The organism is Paenibacillus amylolyticus (assembly GCF_051136285.1).
GTDB lineage: Bacteria > Bacillota > Bacilli > Paenibacillales > Paenibacillaceae > Paenibacillus > Paenibacillus amylolyticus_F.
In genome coordinates, this window is sequence record NZ_CP194938.1 from 365,264 (window position 1) to 385,093 (window position 19,830).

At 41.2% G+C, this 19,830-nt stretch carries 18 protein-coding genes and 1 pseudogene; 3 read left to right on the forward strand and 16 right to left on the reverse strand.

Features of this window, described 5'->3' with window-relative positions:
* Positions 1 to 134: 134 nt before the first annotated feature.
* From ACR8BL_RS01655 to ACR8BL_RS01700, 10 genes and pseudogenes are all read right to left on the reverse strand, one after another.
* On the reverse strand, positions 135 to 587 hold the full coding sequence (locus tag ACR8BL_RS01655) for a protein-tyrosine phosphatase family protein (RefSeq protein ID WP_434750998.1): 453 nt from the start codon (positions 585 to 587) through the stop codon (positions 135 to 137).
* 1 nt (position 588) lies between these two features.
* Positions 589 to 1,014, reverse strand: a complete 426-nt coding sequence (arsC, locus tag ACR8BL_RS01660; protein ID WP_434750999.1) for an arsenate reductase (thioredoxin) — start codon at positions 1,012 to 1,014, stop codon at positions 589 to 591.
* A 2-nt stretch (positions 1,015 to 1,016) separates the two neighbouring features.
* Entirely contained in the window at positions 1,017 to 2,453 is a 1,437-nt protein-coding gene (locus tag ACR8BL_RS01665) for an arsenic transporter (protein ID WP_434751000.1), read from the reverse strand.
* Positions 2,450 to 2,779, reverse strand: coding sequence for an ArsR/SmtB family transcription factor (locus ACR8BL_RS01670; RefSeq protein WP_154985670.1), 330 nt, complete (start codon positions 2,777 to 2,779; stop codon positions 2,450 to 2,452). Before ACR8BL_RS01670 ends, ACR8BL_RS01665 begins: the two co-directional genes overlap by 4 nt.
* 209 nt (positions 2,780 to 2,988) lie before the next feature.
* Entirely contained in the window at positions 2,989 to 3,138 is a 150-nt protein-coding gene (locus tag ACR8BL_RS01675) for a hypothetical protein (RefSeq protein ID WP_434751001.1), read from the reverse strand.
* Between the two features lie 31 nt (positions 3,139 to 3,169).
* A complete protein-coding gene (locus tag ACR8BL_RS01680; RefSeq protein WP_434752976.1) occupies positions 3,170 to 4,198 on the reverse strand; it encodes a flavin-containing monooxygenase in 1,029 nt (342 codons plus the stop codon).
* 79 nt (positions 4,199 to 4,277) lie between these two features.
* Positions 4,278 to 5,510 (reverse strand): annotated as a pseudogene (locus tag ACR8BL_RS01685) (NAD(P)-binding domain-containing protein).
* Between the two features lie 165 nt (positions 5,511 to 5,675).
* Complete coding sequence (locus tag ACR8BL_RS01690) at positions 5,676 to 6,512, reverse strand: class I SAM-dependent methyltransferase (protein ID WP_434751002.1); 837 nt, start codon at positions 6,510 to 6,512, stop codon at positions 5,676 to 5,678.
* 610 nt (positions 6,513 to 7,122) lie between these two features.
* Positions 7,123 to 7,260 carry a paeninodin family lasso peptide gene (locus ACR8BL_RS01695; RefSeq protein ID WP_434751003.1) on the reverse strand — a complete coding sequence of 46 codons (138 nt, stop codon included), beginning with the start codon at positions 7,258 to 7,260 and terminating at the stop codon, positions 7,123 to 7,125.
* A 542-nt stretch (positions 7,261 to 7,802) separates the two neighbouring features.
* The gene (locus tag ACR8BL_RS01700) at positions 7,803 to 8,525 is read right to left on the reverse strand and encodes a YheC/YheD family protein (RefSeq protein ID WP_434751004.1); all 723 of its coding nucleotides are present in this window, start codon (positions 8,523 to 8,525) and stop codon (positions 7,803 to 7,805) included.
* Positions 8,526 to 8,761: 236 nt separating this feature from the next.
* On the opposite strand from ACR8BL_RS01700, the gene ACR8BL_RS01705 reads away from it, so the two are divergent.
* Entirely contained in the window at positions 8,762 to 9,577 is an 816-nt protein-coding gene (locus tag ACR8BL_RS01705; RefSeq protein WP_434751005.1) for a DUF6492 family protein, read from the forward strand.
* An 11-nt stretch (positions 9,578 to 9,588) separates the two neighbouring features.
* The gene (locus ACR8BL_RS01710) at positions 9,589 to 10,968 is read left to right on the forward strand and encodes a sugar phosphate nucleotidyltransferase (protein ID WP_434751006.1); all 1,380 of its coding nucleotides are present in this window, start codon (positions 9,589 to 9,591) and stop codon (positions 10,966 to 10,968) included.
* Positions 10,969 to 11,454: 486 nt separating this feature from the next.
* On the opposite strand, the gene ACR8BL_RS01715 is transcribed toward ACR8BL_RS01710, so the two are convergent.
* From ACR8BL_RS01715 to ACR8BL_RS01740, 6 genes are all read right to left on the reverse strand, one after another.
* Entirely contained in the window at positions 11,455 to 12,081 is a 627-nt protein-coding gene (locus tag ACR8BL_RS01715; RefSeq protein WP_434751007.1) for a histidine phosphatase family protein, read from the reverse strand.
* 22 nt (positions 12,082 to 12,103) lie between these two features.
* Positions 12,104 to 12,802, reverse strand: coding sequence for a DUF421 domain-containing protein (locus ACR8BL_RS01720; protein ID WP_434751008.1), 699 nt, complete (start codon positions 12,800 to 12,802; stop codon positions 12,104 to 12,106).
* Positions 12,803 to 13,182: 380 nt separating this feature from the next.
* Positions 13,183 to 13,329 carry a paeninodin family lasso peptide gene (locus ACR8BL_RS01725; RefSeq protein ID WP_434751009.1) on the reverse strand — a complete coding sequence of 49 codons (147 nt, stop codon included), beginning with the start codon at positions 13,327 to 13,329 and terminating at the stop codon, positions 13,183 to 13,185.
* Between the two features lie 316 nt (positions 13,330 to 13,645).
* Entirely contained in the window at positions 13,646 to 14,119 is a 474-nt protein-coding gene (locus ACR8BL_RS01730) for a YkyA family protein (protein WP_434752977.1), read from the reverse strand.
* 221 nt (positions 14,120 to 14,340) lie between these two features.
* Entirely contained in the window at positions 14,341 to 14,928 is a 588-nt protein-coding gene (locus tag ACR8BL_RS01735) for a polysaccharide deacetylase family protein (RefSeq protein ID WP_434751010.1), read from the reverse strand.
* 947 nt (positions 14,929 to 15,875) lie between these two features.
* Entirely contained in the window at positions 15,876 to 16,871 is a 996-nt protein-coding gene (locus tag ACR8BL_RS01740; protein WP_434752978.1) for a glycoside hydrolase family 43 protein, read from the reverse strand.
* A gap of 737 nt (positions 16,872 to 17,608) precedes the next feature.
* Between ACR8BL_RS01740 and ACR8BL_RS01745 the strand changes: the two genes are divergently transcribed.
* The gene (locus ACR8BL_RS01745) at positions 17,609 to 18,913 is read left to right on the forward strand and encodes a hypothetical protein (protein ID WP_434751011.1); all 1,305 of its coding nucleotides are present in this window, start codon (positions 17,609 to 17,611) and stop codon (positions 18,911 to 18,913) included.
* The last annotated feature ends 917 nt before the right edge of the window (positions 18,914 to 19,830 follow it).

Consider the following 19,830-nt stretch of genomic DNA (forward strand, 5'->3'; position numbering starts at 1 on the left):
GTCCCTCAACGGCTAGTTTTATTACGAAATTTCACTTTTGTAATGCTTTACGTTAGTTGAATAAAAGCAGCCAATCACATTGATCAGCTGCTTTCTTAATTTTATTATGCTATCGCTTCCCGTTAACGCAACGATTAAAAGGCTTTATTTAAGAATATTTTATTTAATAATTCCTTTTGCTCTGGCTTAATATTAATGATACTTCTGATGCTTTTTGCCTTTATCTCAGCATCCTCAAACGTATTTGCCAACCCTAGCTCTAACAATATTCCGGCTGCAACAGTTCCCGTTCTACCCTTGCCTCCACCACAATGAAAGGCGACCTTCTTGCCGGCATTATATGCTCCAACAACCTCATGAATGGCTTGTTTAAAAAGCTCGGCTTCATGTTCTTTCGTATCGTCATCAAGCGGAATCTTTACCCACTTCACATGATCTGCTGGATACGCGCACTCTGTTGCTTCTTCTCGAAGATCCACCACAACCTCAATGTCTTCATTAAGAACCATTGCCTCTACGTCGGTAGCTCCGCCCATAAAAACTTGTTCAGCAATAAGTGCATGGTATTTCTTTTCGGCGTGATCCATTTTACTTACCTTCTTTCAAGAACTGCTCGATTCGAGCTTGAATTGAATCGCGGACATAAGCGAATGTAGCTGTGATTTCTTCCTCTGTACCTGTCGCCTTGGCTGGATCATCGAAGCCCCAATGCCATCTTTCAGCTTTATCATTACGTACAACTGGACAATTATCGTTGGCATGACCACAAAGCGTGATGATGTAGTCTGCTTGTTTTAAAATCTCAGGATCAATTACATCTGATGTATGACTTGAAATATCGATTCCAGCTTCTTTCATCGTTTGAACAGCACGAGGATTTAAGCCATGTGCCTCTAACCCAGCACTTCTCACCTCATATTTGTCACTACCAAGTGCCTTTAAAAATCCATCGGCGATTTGGCTTCTGCAAGAGTTTCCTGTACACAAAAAGTAAACAAGTGGTTTATTGTTCATGATTATTGATCTCCTTTGTCTTTGGTTTGGCTTACTTGTATTTTCGCTTCGCTCATTTTTGAGTTAATCAACGTTTTTATGATCACAGCAATAACAACCAATGCTACTGCGATTACGCCAATCATCAACCAAATGTTTATGCTTGTTGAATGAATCAAGTGTAACCACAAATACAGTCCTGTTAACGTGATAAAGAGCGTTGGGATGGTGAGCACAATTCCAATTTTGAAATAACTTCCCCACGTGATTTTTACATCTTTGCGGGACAGTACATGTAGCCACAAAAGTGTGGCGAGCGATCCAATCGGTGTAATTTTCGGACCCAAGTCACTGCCGATAATATTGGCATAAATCAGGGATTCCCGGATGACACCTTGCGTGCTGGTTCCATTAATAGCAAGCGCATCAATCATCACCGTTGGCATATTGTTCATAACCGAAGACAATACTGCAGCTAGAAAGCCCATGCCAAGTGTGGAGATGTAGAGCCCCTGGTCGGCAATAGCTTGAATGACCTTACCAAGTTCATCCGTCAATCCCACATTTCGCAGTCCATAAACGACGACGTACATACCGATAGAGAAAATCACGATTGCCCATGGAGCCCCTTTAATGAGCTTCCAGGTTTGAATAGCGTGACTTCGCTTTGCAGCTAAGATAAACAAGATGGCTATAACCCCAGCGATAACAGACACCGGAACTTGAATGAACTCGCTCATCAAGTACGCCACCAGTAGGACGGCTAAGATCACCCAAGATATGTTGAACAGTTTCTTATCCTTGATCGCTTCGGCTGGCTTTTTGAGCTGACTGACTTCGTAGTTCCCTGGAATACTCTTTCTAAAGAACAAAAACAGGACCAGAAGACTTGCCAATATTGAAAAGAAATTCGGAATAATCATACGACTCGCATACTCCACAAAGCCAATACCGAAGTAATCGGCAGAAACGATATTGACGAGGTTACTCACGACAAGCGGAAGTGAAGTTGTATCTGCAATGAAACCACTAGCGATGATAAAAGGTAAAATCATCTTTTGATCAAATTTGAGCGCTCGGACCATAGCAAGCACAATGGGCGTTAAGATCAGTGCGGCACCGTCATTTGCAAAGAACGCTGCCACCCCTGCCCCAAGCAGCACAACATAAACGAACATCAACTTACCATTACCTCTTGCGAGCCTTGCCATGTGTAGTGCAGCCCATTCAAAAAATCCAATTTCATCTAAAATCAGTGAAATTAAAATAATAGCTACGAAAGCAAGCGTGGCGTTCCATACGATTCCTGTAACCGTACCTACATCGGATAGACTGACGACTCCAAAAAGAAGTGCAAGGACAGCTCCAGCTGACGCTGACCATCCAATATTAAGTCCCTTAGGTTGCCAAATCACAAAAGTCAGTGTCAGCAAAAAGATTAAAATCGCAATAATGGTCATGCTTCCTCCTGAGGACCGCAGCAGTTTTTCAATCCTGCTATTTTATCTTTCATGGATGGCAGATACGGATACACACACTGAACATATGCTTCTGCATCTGGATTAAGAGAGTAGTACACCCACTGCCCTTTTTTCTTTTCATTAAGGAGACCGGCTGCCTTTAGTTTTCGAAGATGCTGACTGGCGTTTGGTTGTGACATGCCAATAATGTCAGTGATATCACATACACAAAGTTCCTGTTCCTGAAGTAGCGCAATGATGGTCAAACGTGTTTTATCAGCTAATAACTTATACGCCTCAGCCATCTCCTGAATTCTTTGTTCCATATGTACACCCCCTGTGATTAGTCTTGTCGGCTTCATTTAATGATATAATCATATAATGAATCACTTATATAATCAATGACGAATATAAGAAGTTCAGTGCATCAAAAAAGCCGGCAATAAAGATTACCGACTTTTTAGTCACGAACTAAAAAATCACATTTTGATTTCATAAAATAATGACTGCCTTTCATCTTAACTATATCTTTCGTTTAATACTCAATGACTCCACCTTGATCTAATAATTCATCATGCTGATATACCTCTACGTGCCATTGTTTTAAAATTGCATCATTAAGTTGCGCTGCGGTATACAAAAGTGTGCCCTTCATTAAAGTCACCTCAAGAATAGTTATAATCACAAATTATAACACCCTCCTGAGATTCGTTAGCTCACAATCTTTTCACAAGCGATTGCACAGCTTTTTTCGCATCTTTCCCTGAGCCTCGAATCGTCGCCGAAGCAAAAGAGGTCTGCCACGGTATACCTACAAAATGAATTCTTTCATCGCTTTGTTTTAAAGGTACACCTGATGAGTCAAGAACATTCAATCCACTAAGATATTCAAAATTCGGGATATACCCTGTGGCAAAAATAACGGTATCCACATGTTCACGAGTCTCATCTGCCCACACTATCCCATTTTCCGTAAAAGCTTTAAACATCAGTTTGGCATCAGGCTTACCTTGATCAATAGCATTTTTATATATACCGGTATCAAGGACACCATCACTGCTTTTTTGCAATAATCGTTTACCCCAATTGGATTGTTCAAGCCTAAGTATGGTCAGCCAAAAGTGAATATCTTTCCCTGCAATGACCTGCGGCTTGAATTTGATCGGGCTTCTGGATGCAATCGTTACATGCGCCGTCCTAGCCAGTTCAACCGCTATTTGGATCGCCGAATTGCCTCCTCCCACAACAATGATACGTTTGTTTGTAAACTGTTTCTCATTTTGGTAGTTCTTAGCATGAAGCATTTCCCCCTTAAATTCATGCAGGCCAAGAATGTCTGGAATATGAGGATTTATGAATGCCCCGCTTGCACAGACGATGGACCTTGTACGAAACTGTTCTCCGGTTGAGGTATGGAGTGTATAGATATTAATTTCCTTATCCACTTTAATTACTTCTTGCCCTGAGTGTATTGGAAAATTGTATGTAGCTGCATAAGACTTTAAGTATTGAACAACCTCATCTCTGCGCGGATAAACATTTGCACCGCCTGGAAATGGGAGTCCTGGCAATGAGGAATACGGTGCAGGCGAGAACAACGTTAAGCTATCATAGTAATTTGCCCATGATCCTAAATGCTCTCTACTTTTTTCAAGGATGATAAAGTTCCGTTTAGCTTCTTGCAAGTAATAGGCTGCTGCCAAACCAGATTGACCACCACCAATAACGATGCAATCATAAATCATGTTTTTCAATTTATTTTCTCCCTCCTACTATAAAAAGCTACTGCATCACGATTCGGATGCAGTAGCTCTGAATTCTTGATTATCCGCAGCAGGAATTCGATCCTGCCTTTTCGTTTTTTGAAGGAGAGCAGCAATCCGAAGATGCTTCCTTCACTTGAACCGGTTCACAGCAGCTTTCCGTGCCACTAGCACCAAGACTGCAAACGCCCGTCTCTGGCAGTTCCAGTTCTACTTTTTGTGCTGACTCCATATCTCCCACTAGAGCAGCTACTATGGATCTGACTTGCTCATATCCCGTTGCCATGAGGAAAGTTGGCGCTCTTCCATAACTTTTGGCACCTACGATATAAAAGTCCTTTTCTGGTTGACGGAGTTCTTTTTCGCCATGTGGTCGAACTGTTCCGCAACTGTGGATATTGGGGTCAATTAATGGCGCGAGCTCATAAACACAATCTAAGCTTGGGTCCGTCAATACCCGTACTTCTCTCACCATCGATAAGTCAGGACGAGAACCTGTGTTACCTACAATTTCATCGATGTGATCAATCACCACTTGTTCATCTTTTATGGTTCCGGAAACATGGATCTGTTCACCTTGTTTTTGAAGCTCTACAAGTTCAAGCAACGTGTTAATCGCAGAATGTCCGCTTCCTACAACAAGCACCTTCTTGCCGCTATATCGATTTCTCTCTTTTCCTAATACAGCAGGAATACCGTATGAAATGTGGCTATTAAGCGCTTTTTCCTCTTCTGAAAATAGACCGTCTGATCGAAGCGGGTTGGGATTGGACCATGTCCCCGAGGCATCGATAACAGCCCGCGCCTCATAAATAAACGAAGATCCGTTTTGTACAACATGAATCACAAACGGCAGTTTCTCACGCCCACTTGTTTTCACTTTGCTTAACCCTTTGCGACTGATCGCAGTAACTTTCGTATTCAAATGCACATTTGGACTTAATTCAGGTAGCGCAGCCAAAGGTTTTAGATAATGTTCGACAATATCCTTACCCGTCGGGATCTTTTCGTTTTGTGGAGCAACCCAATTCGCCGATAGCAGCAACTCTTTAGCAGCTTTATCGATGTTATACTGCCATGGCGAAAACAGTCGTACATGTTCTCATTTTCGAATGTTTGCCCCCACTTCATCTCCAGCTTCAAACAACATAAACGGCTCACCTTTTGAAATGAGTTGTGCTGCTGCGGCAAGACCAACCGGTCCAGCTCCAATGATCGCAACAGGTAATTTGCTCTTCTCTTGTACTGGTGCTTCGCAGCAGCTCACTTGGTTCACAGGGATATGTTTAATCATCTTAGTTTCATCCTCATAATTAGTTGCGTTTTGCAAGTATTATATTAAATAAATGGGATAAGTATTATCCCAGTGGTGTACAGCATACGTTACCAATGTTCCAGTTCTCTACCGTAACTAGTTCGGAAAACAACTATATCTTAAGGTCGAATAATTAAATCTGAACTAGTTGTCATTGTATACAGCCTCCCTTTTTCGCAGTACCACTACGATATCTGTCTGAGGTACAAATAAATTATAATTCGTTACATGCACTTGTCTCGTTTCGGTTACTGATTCAATCTTTAATTCAGGAGGAAGACAGCGCTCTATGTGAGTAATTAATGTTTCTTTGGTGAATCTCCAAATTACACCATCAATCGAAGAGTTCGCCATATAACCACCGGCCGTTACAGAACCTGAAAGAGACTTGAGAACAACCGGGTCCGCAATAATGATAGATCCACCGTCACGTAACAGTCTGCAGCTCTCTATGAAGGCTTTTTTGTGATAGCGAATGTGATGAAAGCTTCGTGCAAACAAAATCATATCGCAGCTATGATCAGGTAAAGAAGTCGGCTTATCAATGAAAGCATGGATATAAGAATTAAACCTTCCCCACTTCTTTCCAAGTTTTAGAGCATTTAAATTCGGATCCATGTTGAGAAAACGAACATCCTTCTGCTTGCGAAGATACTTGTTCAATAAACCTGTACCACAGCCCACCTGAAGAACATCGCCCTTTAAAGGGGGTAAAACTTTGTAGACATTACGAGGAATAGGGAAATTTTGAACGTACATGGCCAATTCGTAGAAAATAGGATAACGCTCTTGCAATCGAACCAATTTACTGGTGTAGAAAGGATTCCGCTTTTTGTGACGTTTAAAGTCCCATTTGTTCAAATAGTAGACAGGGGTTAACAGCAAGAACAGAATAATAAAGACACTTTGGACGCTATAAATTCCAAGTTTACTAAAACGATCATTGGAATTATGAGGCATCATTTGTTTAGAAGTATTCAAAATGATCACTCCCCTCTCACAACGCTATAAATGGTGTAGAACCTATTCTAACATAATTAACGAATCCAATATATGGTTGAATGCGCCAAAAAATACAGACATATTGTCCGTAAGCAATGCTTCCTACCAAATGACTTACGAAGCGGAGGGAATCTGATCATGCACAATTCAATCGTATTTAGAGAAGAGTATTTTTTTGACTCCTTCACCCCGTCCATGTGAAGCTGACAAAAGAAGAGCCGATGCATCACCATGATTTTGTTGAAATCGCTTATGTATATGAAGGAGAAGGGCTTCATCAGATTGGGGACTAATGTATTTTGGTTTCCAAAGGCGACTTGTTTGTCATCCCCCCCTGGTGTATCACATGTGTTTCAACGACTGGTTTTGAATGGTACAATGTTCTTGTCCCGCGTCAGTTCTCCAATACTATGTCATTGAAGTTAACTTTATTGCATAAGAAAATCTCTTCGTTAGACTCACTTCTACACTTAGATATTTATCTAATTGGAAATTGGAACATGTTCTTATCCCTCATCTGAGCATCGAAAAGGCCGCCCACAGGCGACCTCTTGAGCAAGAATACGATTTTCAATTTGAAGTATGATCATCAGGACGTTGGATCATATAGGTCTGCATCATGTTCTTCGATCCAATCAATTTGCCTGAATCCATAGCCAGCCATCGTTTGCTGCACATCCAGCACCTCTAATTCCGGTGCCTGCCAAGGCGTTTTTTTCGTTTCCATCGGTCGTCCCCTCCTTTCTACAAAAACTGGAACCAAGATGCGAGCACCCTTACATTACTTGCGCGATACAAACTTTCTAAGATACGATATGTATCTTAATGGGAATTATAAGACACAATACGTATCCAAGCAAACAAATATTTCATCCCTTTCTCTGGGTTAAGTATTTCCCTGTAGCGCTAACTGCCCCAAGTTAAAGCCAACTCGCCTCTATATAGCTTTTTTATTTAGACACATATCTAATCGGTAATCGGTACAAGTTCTTGTCCTTGGCTCCGGACACGAACTTGTACTGATAAAATAAAAAAGCCACTGTAATAGCGACTTCAATGGGAATATGTTCTTGTCGTTTCATGCTGCCATTTCTGGACTTCTGCTAAGAGTAATTTTCGAGATAGATTCACTTTTTCCGCAAAATTCTAAGACGACAAAACAGATGCCAAGTAAGGGTATAACTCTAAAAAGAACAGCTCGCTCCCTGCATGGATTACAGAATAAGAACGGACTGCGGGGGTGATATTGTTATGATTAAAAGAGAAACGTTATTTTGTTTTTTTAGCAGCATGGCGGAAGTATTTTATCACCCTTCGATACATTTTCTTGTCCTTTAATTGGTTGAAAATATAAGGGTCCGGTTTGACGTTCACCTCAATAATCCAGGGTTTCAAACTCTGGTCCAACCCAATATCCACGCCGATTTGCTTAAGGTACGGGTATTTTTTCTTCATGTGGCGTGCAATACGTAATCCAAGCTCATTCATCTCCTGGATGAGTTCGTTTCTGCGTTTCAGGGATGCATGAGATTCCAGCAGTCTGTGAACATCCATTGGTTTACCACCGCTGTGATAATTGGTCACGATTTTTTTCGGATGACCGAGTCGGCCGATGATTCCCGTAGCCTCCCACTGATTGTCGGGGCTTAACTGTATCATGACTCTGATATCAAAACGCCTCTTGTTGTGCTTAAGCAGATCGATTCCTCTCTGAATGAGATAGCTTCTTTTATGCACCAGACGTACAAGACTTGCATGGAAAGAGTCAAAGTTGTCAAACGACAGTCGTTTTTGTTCAATCTGATAGGCAAAATTATGATGACTTACCATCTCCGCCTTTATGACACCCATTCCGTAAGTGCCAATCTCGGGTTTAATATAAACCATACCGTATCTGCTGATCATGGACCACAGGTTGGCTTTGTTACATCGTTGCGTATCAGGTATAAATGGTTTGATAGAACCATTATTGAGGATCACTTTTGTTTTCAACCATTTGCTTCTTAACGGCTTCAATTTATCAACCCCCATATAACACTTCTCCCTTCAACAAATGAATCAAACCCTGATGTTTCATCAAGATCATGCATTATATGTAATACCGATAAAACAATCCTAATCAAATGCCCTTGTTCGTAAAAATGGTATATTAACACATGCCCTGACCAAACCAATTTTGCACACATATCATGAACAAGACGTAACCATTTGTGCAAGGAGTTGAGAAGATGCCAGTTCAGCATGGAATACAGTTAAATCGTGCGCCTATGATCGATGTTCTTATACCTGCGATCGAAAAAGATTTGAGCACCCTTCCTCAAGTTATCGATAATATTCGCCGTTATGTGCGGCATCCGATTGGACAGATTTATATTGTTTCCCCAACCAGCAACAAAATCAGAAACCTTTGTTCCCGCAAACACTGCATTTTTGTTAACGAGCGTTCAGTCCTGCCTATCACCAAAAATGATATACACTATCAATCATCACGCTGGGACCGCTCAGGCTGGTTATATCAACAACTGCTTAAAATGAACGGGGATCACATTGTGAGAGCGAAGCACTTTCTGGTGATGGATGCGGATACGGTGCTCATTAAACCTCATACATTTATTGTTGATAATAAGACGGTATTTTACTGTCGCGACTGGAGTCAGCCAGAATATTTCAACACCTACCGCAAGCTGTTAGACATGAAAGCGCCACGCCCACGCTCTTTTGTCACCCATTATATGCTGTTCGAAAAGTCGAAACTCTCTGCTTTGAAAAAGAAAATTGAAACGATACATCAGCTGCCATGGTACAAAGCGATTATCTCGAATATCAATAAGAAGAAGCAGTTTGGGTTCTCTGAGTATGAAACCTATGCCAATTTTATGTATTCGAAAAGCCCGGCTAGCATGACCCTGAAGAGTTCCATGAATAAAAGTCTGAACATGAACGCTTCCTCGTTAAAAGAACAACAAATTCGCAATTTTGCGCTTAAATACCGATCTCTTTCCTTTCACAAACGTAAAATCTATAGCAAAACTCCCCGAGCTTAAGGAGGAAGACCATGCATATCGTACTGCTATGTGGCGGCGCAGGCAAAAGGCTTTGGCCGCTGTCCAATGAGCTTCGCTCCAAGCTGTTCGTGGATATACTTCCGTCACCTGCAGGTGGAAGGGAATCCATGATCAGCAGAGTATGCCGCCAGCTTGACAGCTCAGGCCTACTGGACTCAACGCTCATCATTTCACATCAGGACCAGACCGACATTACAGCCCGTCATACCAAAGGCAAGATACCCGTCATTGGAGAACCTTTTAAACGGGGGACATTTACCGCAGCTGCCTTGGCGACCTTGTATCTGAAATCCTCCGGAGCGGCTGAACCTGACGATATGATTTGTATCGCGCCAGCGGATGTGTTCGCAGATGAGGACTTTTTTAAGAGCTTCAAATTACTTCCGGATATATTGAAACAGACTCATGCTGATATCATTTTAATTGGGACAAGGCCCACATACGCTTCAGAACAATATGGATACATCCTGCCAGGAAGAAAAGCACCTAATGGTTATGCACCGGTAACACAATTCATAGAGAAACCTGAATTGGATGTCGCTGAAACCCTGCTACAGCATGGCGCATTGTGGAACTGCGGGGTGTATGCCTTCTCTCTTGCGTTTATGTTGTCCCATATTGAAAAAAATGGCCTTCCGGTTCATTACGAACAATTGTTAACTCTGTATGAACAATTGCCTGAACGCAGTTTTGACAAACAAGTTGCAGAACAATCGCAACGGGCAGTTGTACTGCCATATGAGGGTGTGTGGCAGGATATCGGAAGCTGGGATGCTCTGTGTGAGCAGTTGGATTCCAATGTATTGGGACACGGCAGAATATCCGAATCCTCCCCGGATTCCTACATCGTTAACGAGCTCCTCTACCCGATCCACGTCATTGGAGTCCCAGGTATTATCACTGTCGCAAGTCCGGACGGTATTCTCATAGCCAACAAAAAAGATTCAAATGAAATTAAAGAGCAATTGGGCAGTATTCCACTGCAACCAATGTATGTCGAGGCAACTTGGGGCAGCTATCGTGTCATGGAGAGATCGGTAGAAAACGAAAATACAACCGTAACCACATTGAATATGACTCTCTTGCCCGGCAAACATATCGGATTACGCCAGCATCGATTAGGTTGCCGAGCATGGACTGTAATTTCAGGCAGTGGGCAGGTGCTTATTAACGGGCAGATCAGGCAGGTAACCACAGGCAATCAGTTTGCGATTACCTTGAATAGCCTCTTTTCTATTCTGGCCGAAACCAGGATGGTAATTCATGAGGTCCAGCTTGGCGTATCGGAGAATGAGGAAAGCATGCCTTATGAAGCACAGGATTGGAAGGTAATGATTGAGATTGCAGGATCTTATAAAACACCGGATTAATGCTAGATGAAGAAAAAATCACTGTCTGATTCAAATAAATTTTCTCAGTCTTCAGGTGAAATGATGAACGAGGACACAACATGATGTTTAGACAAATATATAAAGATTTCACTGGGCAAGACATTTTAGGTGAAAGTAACAAACAACCGGGCCCAATTAATTCATATTTAAGTGGACTACAAAGAGCTTTTGAAGGTGATTAACAGCTATAGAAAAGTATAGAAGGATTTGGTTCGGACTTCCTTATGGAATCTATAAAGATACCGTGTGGTGAATCATTTTTTAAGAACAAAAACATGCTGATAGATACAACAACATGCTAAACTATAACCTGGCAAGATGAATTTATCCCCAGACATGAAGATGAAGAAATAGGGTGAATTCAATGAAAACTCAATGAGGAGCAGCTTTTGTGCTTAAAGCTGCTCTTAATCGTTCAGTTCATCATGAAATCTGCAAACAGTGCGAAGATAATTTAATATAGTATTACATTCCTGCTAGCCGCAAAACGTCTTCTAGTTTCAGTTTCCCAATAACCTTATACCCTCTTTGATCTCCCAGAGGTTGTATAATAACAGTTTCCATACTTGAGAGCTCTCCCAACCCTAACCCTGGAGGAAAAGAATGAGCTACAATTACCCGGTTGAAATTACTTGGAGTTGTTTGTTCAACTTCTTTGGTAAAAACTTGTAGTGTACTGTTTATGGTTTCAGTGCTCGGATTTTGACTGAGTTTATATATATTTATCCAAAAATCATTAACTTTTACATTTTGTATACCAAAAGCAGTTTGAGCCGTTTGGACGGTTCTGCATAAGGGGCTACCTTCCACGGGCATATAAACAGGAATATTTAATTTTCGAATAGCATTGCCATACTTCTCAGCCTGTTCCTTTCCCAAAGCGTTTAAAGTTCTTTGTGTAGTACAATCTGTCAAACTAAGATCTTGTTGATCTTCTCCTAAAGTTGCATCTCCATGTCGGATATAAAGTATGTACCCACCATTTTGAAGATCATGTATTAGAGAACTAGCAGAGAGCTCTGATGCCCTGGTAGTATTGGTACTTCCAAGCAACAGAAAAAGACAAAGTACTACTATGAACAAACGGTACATTTTTGTTCCACCTCATTTTCTTTTATTCTATATCAACAGGGTGTTTTAATTGATCTTTATAGTAATCGATATATAATCTTCCGTCGCTTCCTTTTACTGCATAGAAGACATCAGCGACTTTCTTATTGTTTGATTCAAGCTGTAGTAATAACTCTTCATCGGATATACCATTTAACTTCAAATTCATCACTAAAACCACTCCATCCATAACCAACTCGACAGGCATACGTTCCTGTTTCTGTTCAGATTTTTTATGTACATCCTGAACTGTAGCTACTCTGTAACCGGCTTTTTTCATCACCGAAACTTGTCCATTCACTTCCAGCAATGCATATTCTACTTCTTCGATATTAAATATATCTTTTTGTCTTAACATCTGGTTCAAGGAATCTAATGTTAGTTTATTCTTTGCGAGATTATTCTCCATAATTTTTCCCCCTTCAATTAATACAGTTGGTGAGCCTTCAGCCATTAAACGTAGTTTTCTGCTTTTTAGATTCATTTTAGACAACAGATAGGAGGTACAAGTAAAAACAATTAACGATATGAGAAGATGCATGACTTCCATCTTCTCATTAAAAGCTAAATTGGCTGCAATCGCTCCCATTATTACTGCAGTGACAAACTCATGAAAATTCATGTTTGACAAGGTTTGTTTCCCCAATATCCGTGCGATAACTAATAGAAGTAAAAAGGCAGAGATACTTCTAATTAGAATCATGAAATGATCTAGCAAGCTAAGCACTCCTTCAATCGTTAAACGTTATTGTTACAATGATGCTCCAGCACCATTTTTTGATACATTGTAATGATTTCCAAACAATAGATAACAAAATCCCAAACTATGGCTTGGGATTTTAAGTAAACATTTTAGTGCGAAAGTAAGTTAATTGTTTAAATGGTGTTGATATTTATTGTTTTTGATAAGCCTGCATTGCTTCTTGAAATTGGTCTAGCGCTTTTTGATACTTGAGACAATCCTTATCATTCGATGCAAATTTTCGAAAAATCTTAAATCATTTCCTTGGTTGGGGACAAGAACTTGTACCGATAAAATAAAAAAGCCGCCCACAGGCGACCTTTTGAGCAAGAATACGATTTTCAACTTGAGGACGCTGGATTATATAGGTCTGCATCATGTTCGGAGATCCAATCAACTTGCCTGTATCCACGGCCAGCCATCGTTTGCTGCCGCACATCCAGAACCTCTAATTTCGGTGCCTGCCAAGGCGCTTTTTTCGTTTCCATCGCTCGTCCCCTCCTTTCTACAAAAACTGGCACCAAGATGCGAGCAACCTTACATTACTTGCGTTAAACAAACTTTTTAAGATACGATATGTATCTTAATGAAATTATAAGACACATTACGTATCTAAGTAAACAACCTATTTCATCCCTTTCTCTGGGTTAAGTATTTCCCTGTAGCGCTACTGACCCAAGTTAAAGCCCGCTCGCCTATATATAGCTTTTTTATTTATTGTTTGATTTCGAACCCTCCGTGAACTCAAACCCTTCTGATCATCGGTTCATTATCTAGCATGGAAGTTGTCGATCTTAATTTCGCTCATCTTTCATGGCCTAGCTTAATAAGTTGCTCTTGAGTACTGTTAAATGTCTGGGTCAGTAAATTGAACTTTTCTTGAATTTCAATCAATTTGTCATATAGAACATTTCGTTTCCGAATAGCAAGTTTGATTTCTTTAAGATCCGTTTTAGTACGTCCTCTCATGGATCCGTACACTTGCTCTTCAGCATCCAAACCCAGTCCATAAGCTTCAATAAACATCTGAAGTGTTTGGTTTCTTGACTCAAATTGTTCGAGAGCTTTTCCCGCGAGAGAAAGTGATTCTTCTTTTTCGAACGAAAGTTTTAGCAGTGATTGTTGAAGTGATTTCGTTTGTTCATCATCCTTCTGCCTAGCTCTTTCTAATTGATCAAGAATAGTTCTTCGCGCCTGAATATGAGTCTCCACCTGATCCAGGAACCCTGTAACATTACTGTTTTCTCTTTCCCTTGACTCAGAATAACATTGTATAATTTCATATCTTCTTGTTCATGATTTGAAAGGGACTCCAGGCCTTTGTCGATCTCCTGACTATTTTGAGCTAGATGATTAATCTGATTGACCGCAGGCTCCTGAGACTCTCCACATCCGTTAAGTAGGAGGAGCAATACAGTAATGAGAACAGCGTGGGTCCGTTTTTTACTTATAATGTTCACGAGTTTTCCCTCTTTTATTGTTAGTTTATCTAAGTTGAATTACAAGCGAGTATCGTGGCTGAAATTAACTACCAGATGCTCATTCGGATTGTAAACCTCAAACTCATAGCCTTTTGCTTTCAGCAACTTTAAAATTTGTGGCAGAGCTTCTACAGTCTGTTTCCGTTCATGCATCAGAATAACTTCTGTATCTCGGTGTACGCCTTTGAGTATCCGGGATATAATTTTATTGGGCTGCCCGGGAAGGTTCCAGTCAAGTGAGTCCGTAGTCCAGTCCCACATTTTAAACCCTGCTTCCGCGATATCCCCTCTAAAAGCCTCACCAATCTGCGGGCTACTTCCATAAGGCGCACGTATTAGATGTGGCGTATATCCAATCAATGCCTCGACCTTATTTTGTACTTCTTTAAACTCATTCAAAAAGTTGTCTGCGCTTCCGCTCTTATATAACTTTTTATAACTATGTGTCATACTATGCAGCCCGGGATAACTGCCTTCTTTCACCAAACACTTCACCGCTTTCGGGTAGTGATCCAGATTCTCTCCAACCATAAAAAATGTAGCTTTAGCATCATACTGGTTCATAATATCCAGCAACTGCCCCGTGTCTTCGTTTGCGACTTCCACCGCGAATTGCACTTCCGCTCACTGTTGTTGATTCATGATGTGATTTCAAAACCTGTCCTCGTCCTATCATCTCGTTATTTATGCTAACTATTAATCTTTGAACTTGTTCTTACATAAGATTAATAGAAAAGTTCGTCGGGAGGCGATCGTTCTGTCCACCATCCCATTTAATTCATCGGGAATAGGAGTGGACTCATACTCCTGCTTTATCCTATTCAGCTTGTCATGCATTATCGTCTCTCCTCCTCTTGGTCTTCCTCGCTCATGTTCACCCGAAGCTTCGGCAGTCCTTGATAGAGCCTTGTTTTCAAGGTGCTGAGCTTCTCGTTAAACACTTCGGCAACCCGTATTCTTCAGGTTTTCGGTGATGCATTGGATTAGAAGCTTTTCCAGCTTCCGGCCGACTCTCATCTAATCAGACACTCCTTTGGGCCCGCGCGGGTAACCATCAATTGCAATTGCCTTACGGGAGCAAGACGGGCGAGTTGTTCAAAAAGTTTGATTTGCAATAAAAAATTTCTGTCGCTGTGATTTTATCTGCGATATTGCGGACCAACCAAGCGGCTGAACAACTAAAAGACCCCAGCTTCACCAGGGTCCTGAGCTAATTTATATTTACTTTTATATATTCGGATATGTTTTGCGGAATTATGCTTGACGAAGCCAAACGAACTTTTGTAGCAAAAATTAGTATAATGAGAAAGCTTTAAACTCCAATTAGGTATCCATCTAATCGGTAATGGGAACATGTTCTTGTCCATTTAGGCAATCGGTACAAGTTCCTGTCCTTGGCATCCTTAATTTGTCAGACAGCTATTCGTTAGGTTGATCTGATTTGCGTTTGAGTGACACAACTGATCCTCCTATCCAAAAAAGCAGCCCCGTCAGGAGCTGCTTCATGTTATACCTTATCTTGTAATCTGATCTGTTTCCGATAACCCACCAGCTTACTCGGCATCTGGATAAGGATTGATCTTCTGGATCGTTCCGTCTTCGTTGTATTTTAGCTCGGAATATTTAACGCAACGCTTGTGGTTGACGCCCTCCGACATGGAGCTGTCGTGATAGAACAGATACCACTTGTCTTCAACTTGCACAATGGAGTGGTGGGTTGTCCAGCCGATAACTGGAGAGAGAATCTCGCCCTTGAACGTGAATGGTCCCATCGGGTTCTTGCCAATCGCATATACGAGCTTGTGCGTGCTTCCTGTAGAGTAGGACAGGTAGTAATATCCGTTATATTTATGCATCCATGGGCCTTCAAAATATCTCCGGTCCTCATCCCCGGCCAGAATCGGATTCCCGTCTTCATCGACAATCGATATCTCGGCAGGCTTGCTCTGGAAGGACAGCATGTCGTCGCTAAGCAATGCAACTTGCGGTCCAAGCGCCGGCTGGTCAGGAGCCGGTCCTTCCGCATCTGGCACGAAGCTGCCAGTCTGCCATTTCTCCAGCTGACCACCCCAGAGTCCGCCGAAATAGATGTATGACTGATTGTCATCATCCACCAGCACAGCCGGATCAATACTGAAGCTACCTTCCATATAATTCGGCTGGGGCGTGAACGGTCCTGCCGGAGACTCTGATGTTGCCACACCCAGACGGAAGATACCGTCATGGTCCCGTGCCGGGAAGAACAGGTAATAGGTATTGTTCTTATAAGCGGCATCCGGTGCCCAGAGTTGCTTGGAGGCCCATGGAATATCTCTCAGATGCAATGCTTCGCCATGATCGACCACCGGGGAATCGAAGTTGTCCATCGAGAGGACATGATAGTCTTCCATTTTATACTGGTCGCCGTTATCATTGCTCGGCTCGTCATGATCGAGGTCATGGGAAGGATAGATGTAGATTTTGCCCTCGTAGACATGGGCGGACGGGTCCGCAGTGAAGATGTGGGTTACGAGCGGCTGGTGGGGCTTAGGTAGTTGTTGTTGTTTCATAAGGCATCTCCTTTGGTATTGGAATAATAGAATTGAATTCAGGACGTATACATGTACTGTCTCCGGGACTTCATGCCAGGACATCCATCCGCAGAGTTGGAGCAGAGATTGAAATGTCCAGCGCAGCGGAGACTAAGCTGATTTGTTCTGCCCCGCCACGAGTCTTGCATATTCTCCTTCAGTTTCGGGCGTGGAGTTCGGGCTTAACCCGGTATCCAACCGGTGAAGCTGCTGATTGAGGTACGCGAACGTGGGAGGCACCTCATCTTCCAGCGTGTAGGCATTCTCTTGATCGTTCCGAGAATAGCGCTTAAATATCCGACGATTACGGGATTAGGGTAGTTCATTGAACGCATCGCACCCTCCCTTTGCAATTAAAGCAAACGCTTACAATCTCTGATGTAATTGTACACTCCCCGCTTGTTTTTTCCAATATACATACTAAAGGTCTTCCCCGAAAAAATGTACAATTTCTATCTATAACGCTTCGTCCAACTAAGTGTAGCTGATTCAGAATCTTATGTTATACTTGAAAGGTTGTTTTAACCAAAAGTAAGGAGGAATGTGAAAATTATTGTAGTGATTGTACTATTCCATCTGCATTTCCCTGTTGTATGTAAAAAATCTAATTTGAGAGTCATACTAACTAGGAGACTGCATGTAACAATTTGAATATAGCATTTATAGATCTATAGTCTATAGTCACCAGTACAACCAGAATAGGAGTAACTTATACCATGAGAAAAATCATTCAACGTACATTTTTAATGACGACTTTAACCGCTCTTCTTACGATTCCTTTAGTCTCAACCAACATGACCATATCTGCTGCGGGTTATAAGCTACTTCCTAAGCCAGAATGGACATATCATGTACCGTCCGATACGACCACACAAATACATAGTAAGAACAATTATTACACTGGGAGAGTCGTTTTTCCTATTGTGTCAGAACTGACTAATCTAGAAACCGCATATACATTCTTGTATAAAACAGCTCGTTCTGCCGGCAAATCTAAAGCTGTAAATTCAATACTCGCGATAGATGATAAAACAGGAAAGCAAAAATGGATTCACGACTCACCTATGCGCTATAATTCTTTTGACTTGGATGAGGAAGGTAATGTCTACTATTATGATGAGGTAATGTCTGGTAACAAAAAGGTATACAAATTAATTGCCCTGGATTCCAATAACAAGCAACGTTGGGTCAAAACATTCAAAGAGCATTTTCAATTCAATATACTGGAAGATGGTCGTATAGCAATAGTTACGTTCACCAAAGAAACTAGCGTAATCACAATTTACAACCAGGAAGGCAAGCAGCTTATCAAAACGGAGTTTCCTGGTCACATGCGTCATATTCAGGGCAACTACGTCGGATTGATCAATTCTAATGCACCGAGAAACACGACGACCATTGATATCTATTCCATATCCACTGGTAAAAAGGTTGTTTCTGCTGTCCAACCGCAAGATCACGTCAATATCGTGCATGCTGACTTTGAAGTGCTCAGTGGCGGCACTGTGATTGTTCCTATATACGATGCTAAGACGGAAGTAGAAACTTTACACGGCTACAAGCCTAACGGGGAAGAAAAATGGACCAGACGTTTGCCTAAGCCAGCACAAGATGTCGTGTACGGCACAACATACGCCCACGGCATGTATGATTCTATATATGTATCCTTAGGAAATAACTACTTGATTCAAGAAAAAAATAAGCTTAGTTTGTACAATACTAACAATCAATTGATAGCGACCAAGACATTTGATGATTTACCTGCACAAGGATTGCTACAACAACTCAACGATCACAGTATCGTCTTTGGAGCCACTGATAAATCACAAGCCTGGTATGATTCAACTAAACCAGAGCCGAAGAAGGCCGTCTACTACATTCTAGATTCGCGGACATTAAAAGTAAAAAACACCCTTGAACTCGATGAAGCTCTTTTCCACCAAGCTGATATTCGTTTTCACGATGCAAACACATTCTATATTCACATGGGTGAAACGATCACCAAATACGTTTTAAAATAACCTATGCAAGCTTGCACATTCAACTGAATAATGACGTATGCCCTAGCTCCTTGATAAGAGCTAGGCATACGTCGTTTTTTTATTAGGGTATTTCATATTAGCCATCGGGTTACTACTCGTAATCCCTCATCCCCCGTCAATGCATCTATCCAACATATTGAAGAATTAGCTGGTATAGCGCTATGGAAAGCCCTAGAAGACTCGCCTTCATTTTTGATGGATGGTATCTCTCTCGGTTTGATAAATATAATAAAATCAATAAAAATCCAATGGGAAGCGATAGCTGAAAGTCACCTTCTGATGAACCATAGGAATAGATTGGTGTAACGAGTGTACTGATCCAACAGTAAAAGAAAACGGTAAAACGTCTTGTCTCTAATTGTTTACTCCACCTTACTAACAAGAGTATAATGATGATCCCAATAATTGTGAGTTGTAAAGGGGGCAGAACAATAGCAACGTTCCCAAATTTGAATTCCATTCTGCACAGTCCTCCTCTTCATAGTCATTCGTAACGTACTTTCCGAATAGTCTGTTATATATCATATTCCTCCTACCTTATGCGTACTAATGGAAATGGATTTGATAAATGGTGCTTAGACTTTCTTATATGTTGATAAAACGAGCCTTTCATTAGTATAGATATCTGAAATTCACAATCAAAAAAACCTCCACTCAGGAGGATTTTGATTTATCCAATTAAATCAAACCTTTGTAATACAAGCTATCATTAGGGAAAACTGCTACTGTCTGAAAGTATAAATACCGCATTTCGTCTTCTTGATTTTCTGTGCACATTTCTTTGAACCATTCATCTTGCATCGTTTACTTCAGTCTTAATCATACCTAATTTCAGTTCGCCAATTCCAATACCAGGTTCAATCAACATTTTATACATAGATTGTGATATCCTTATT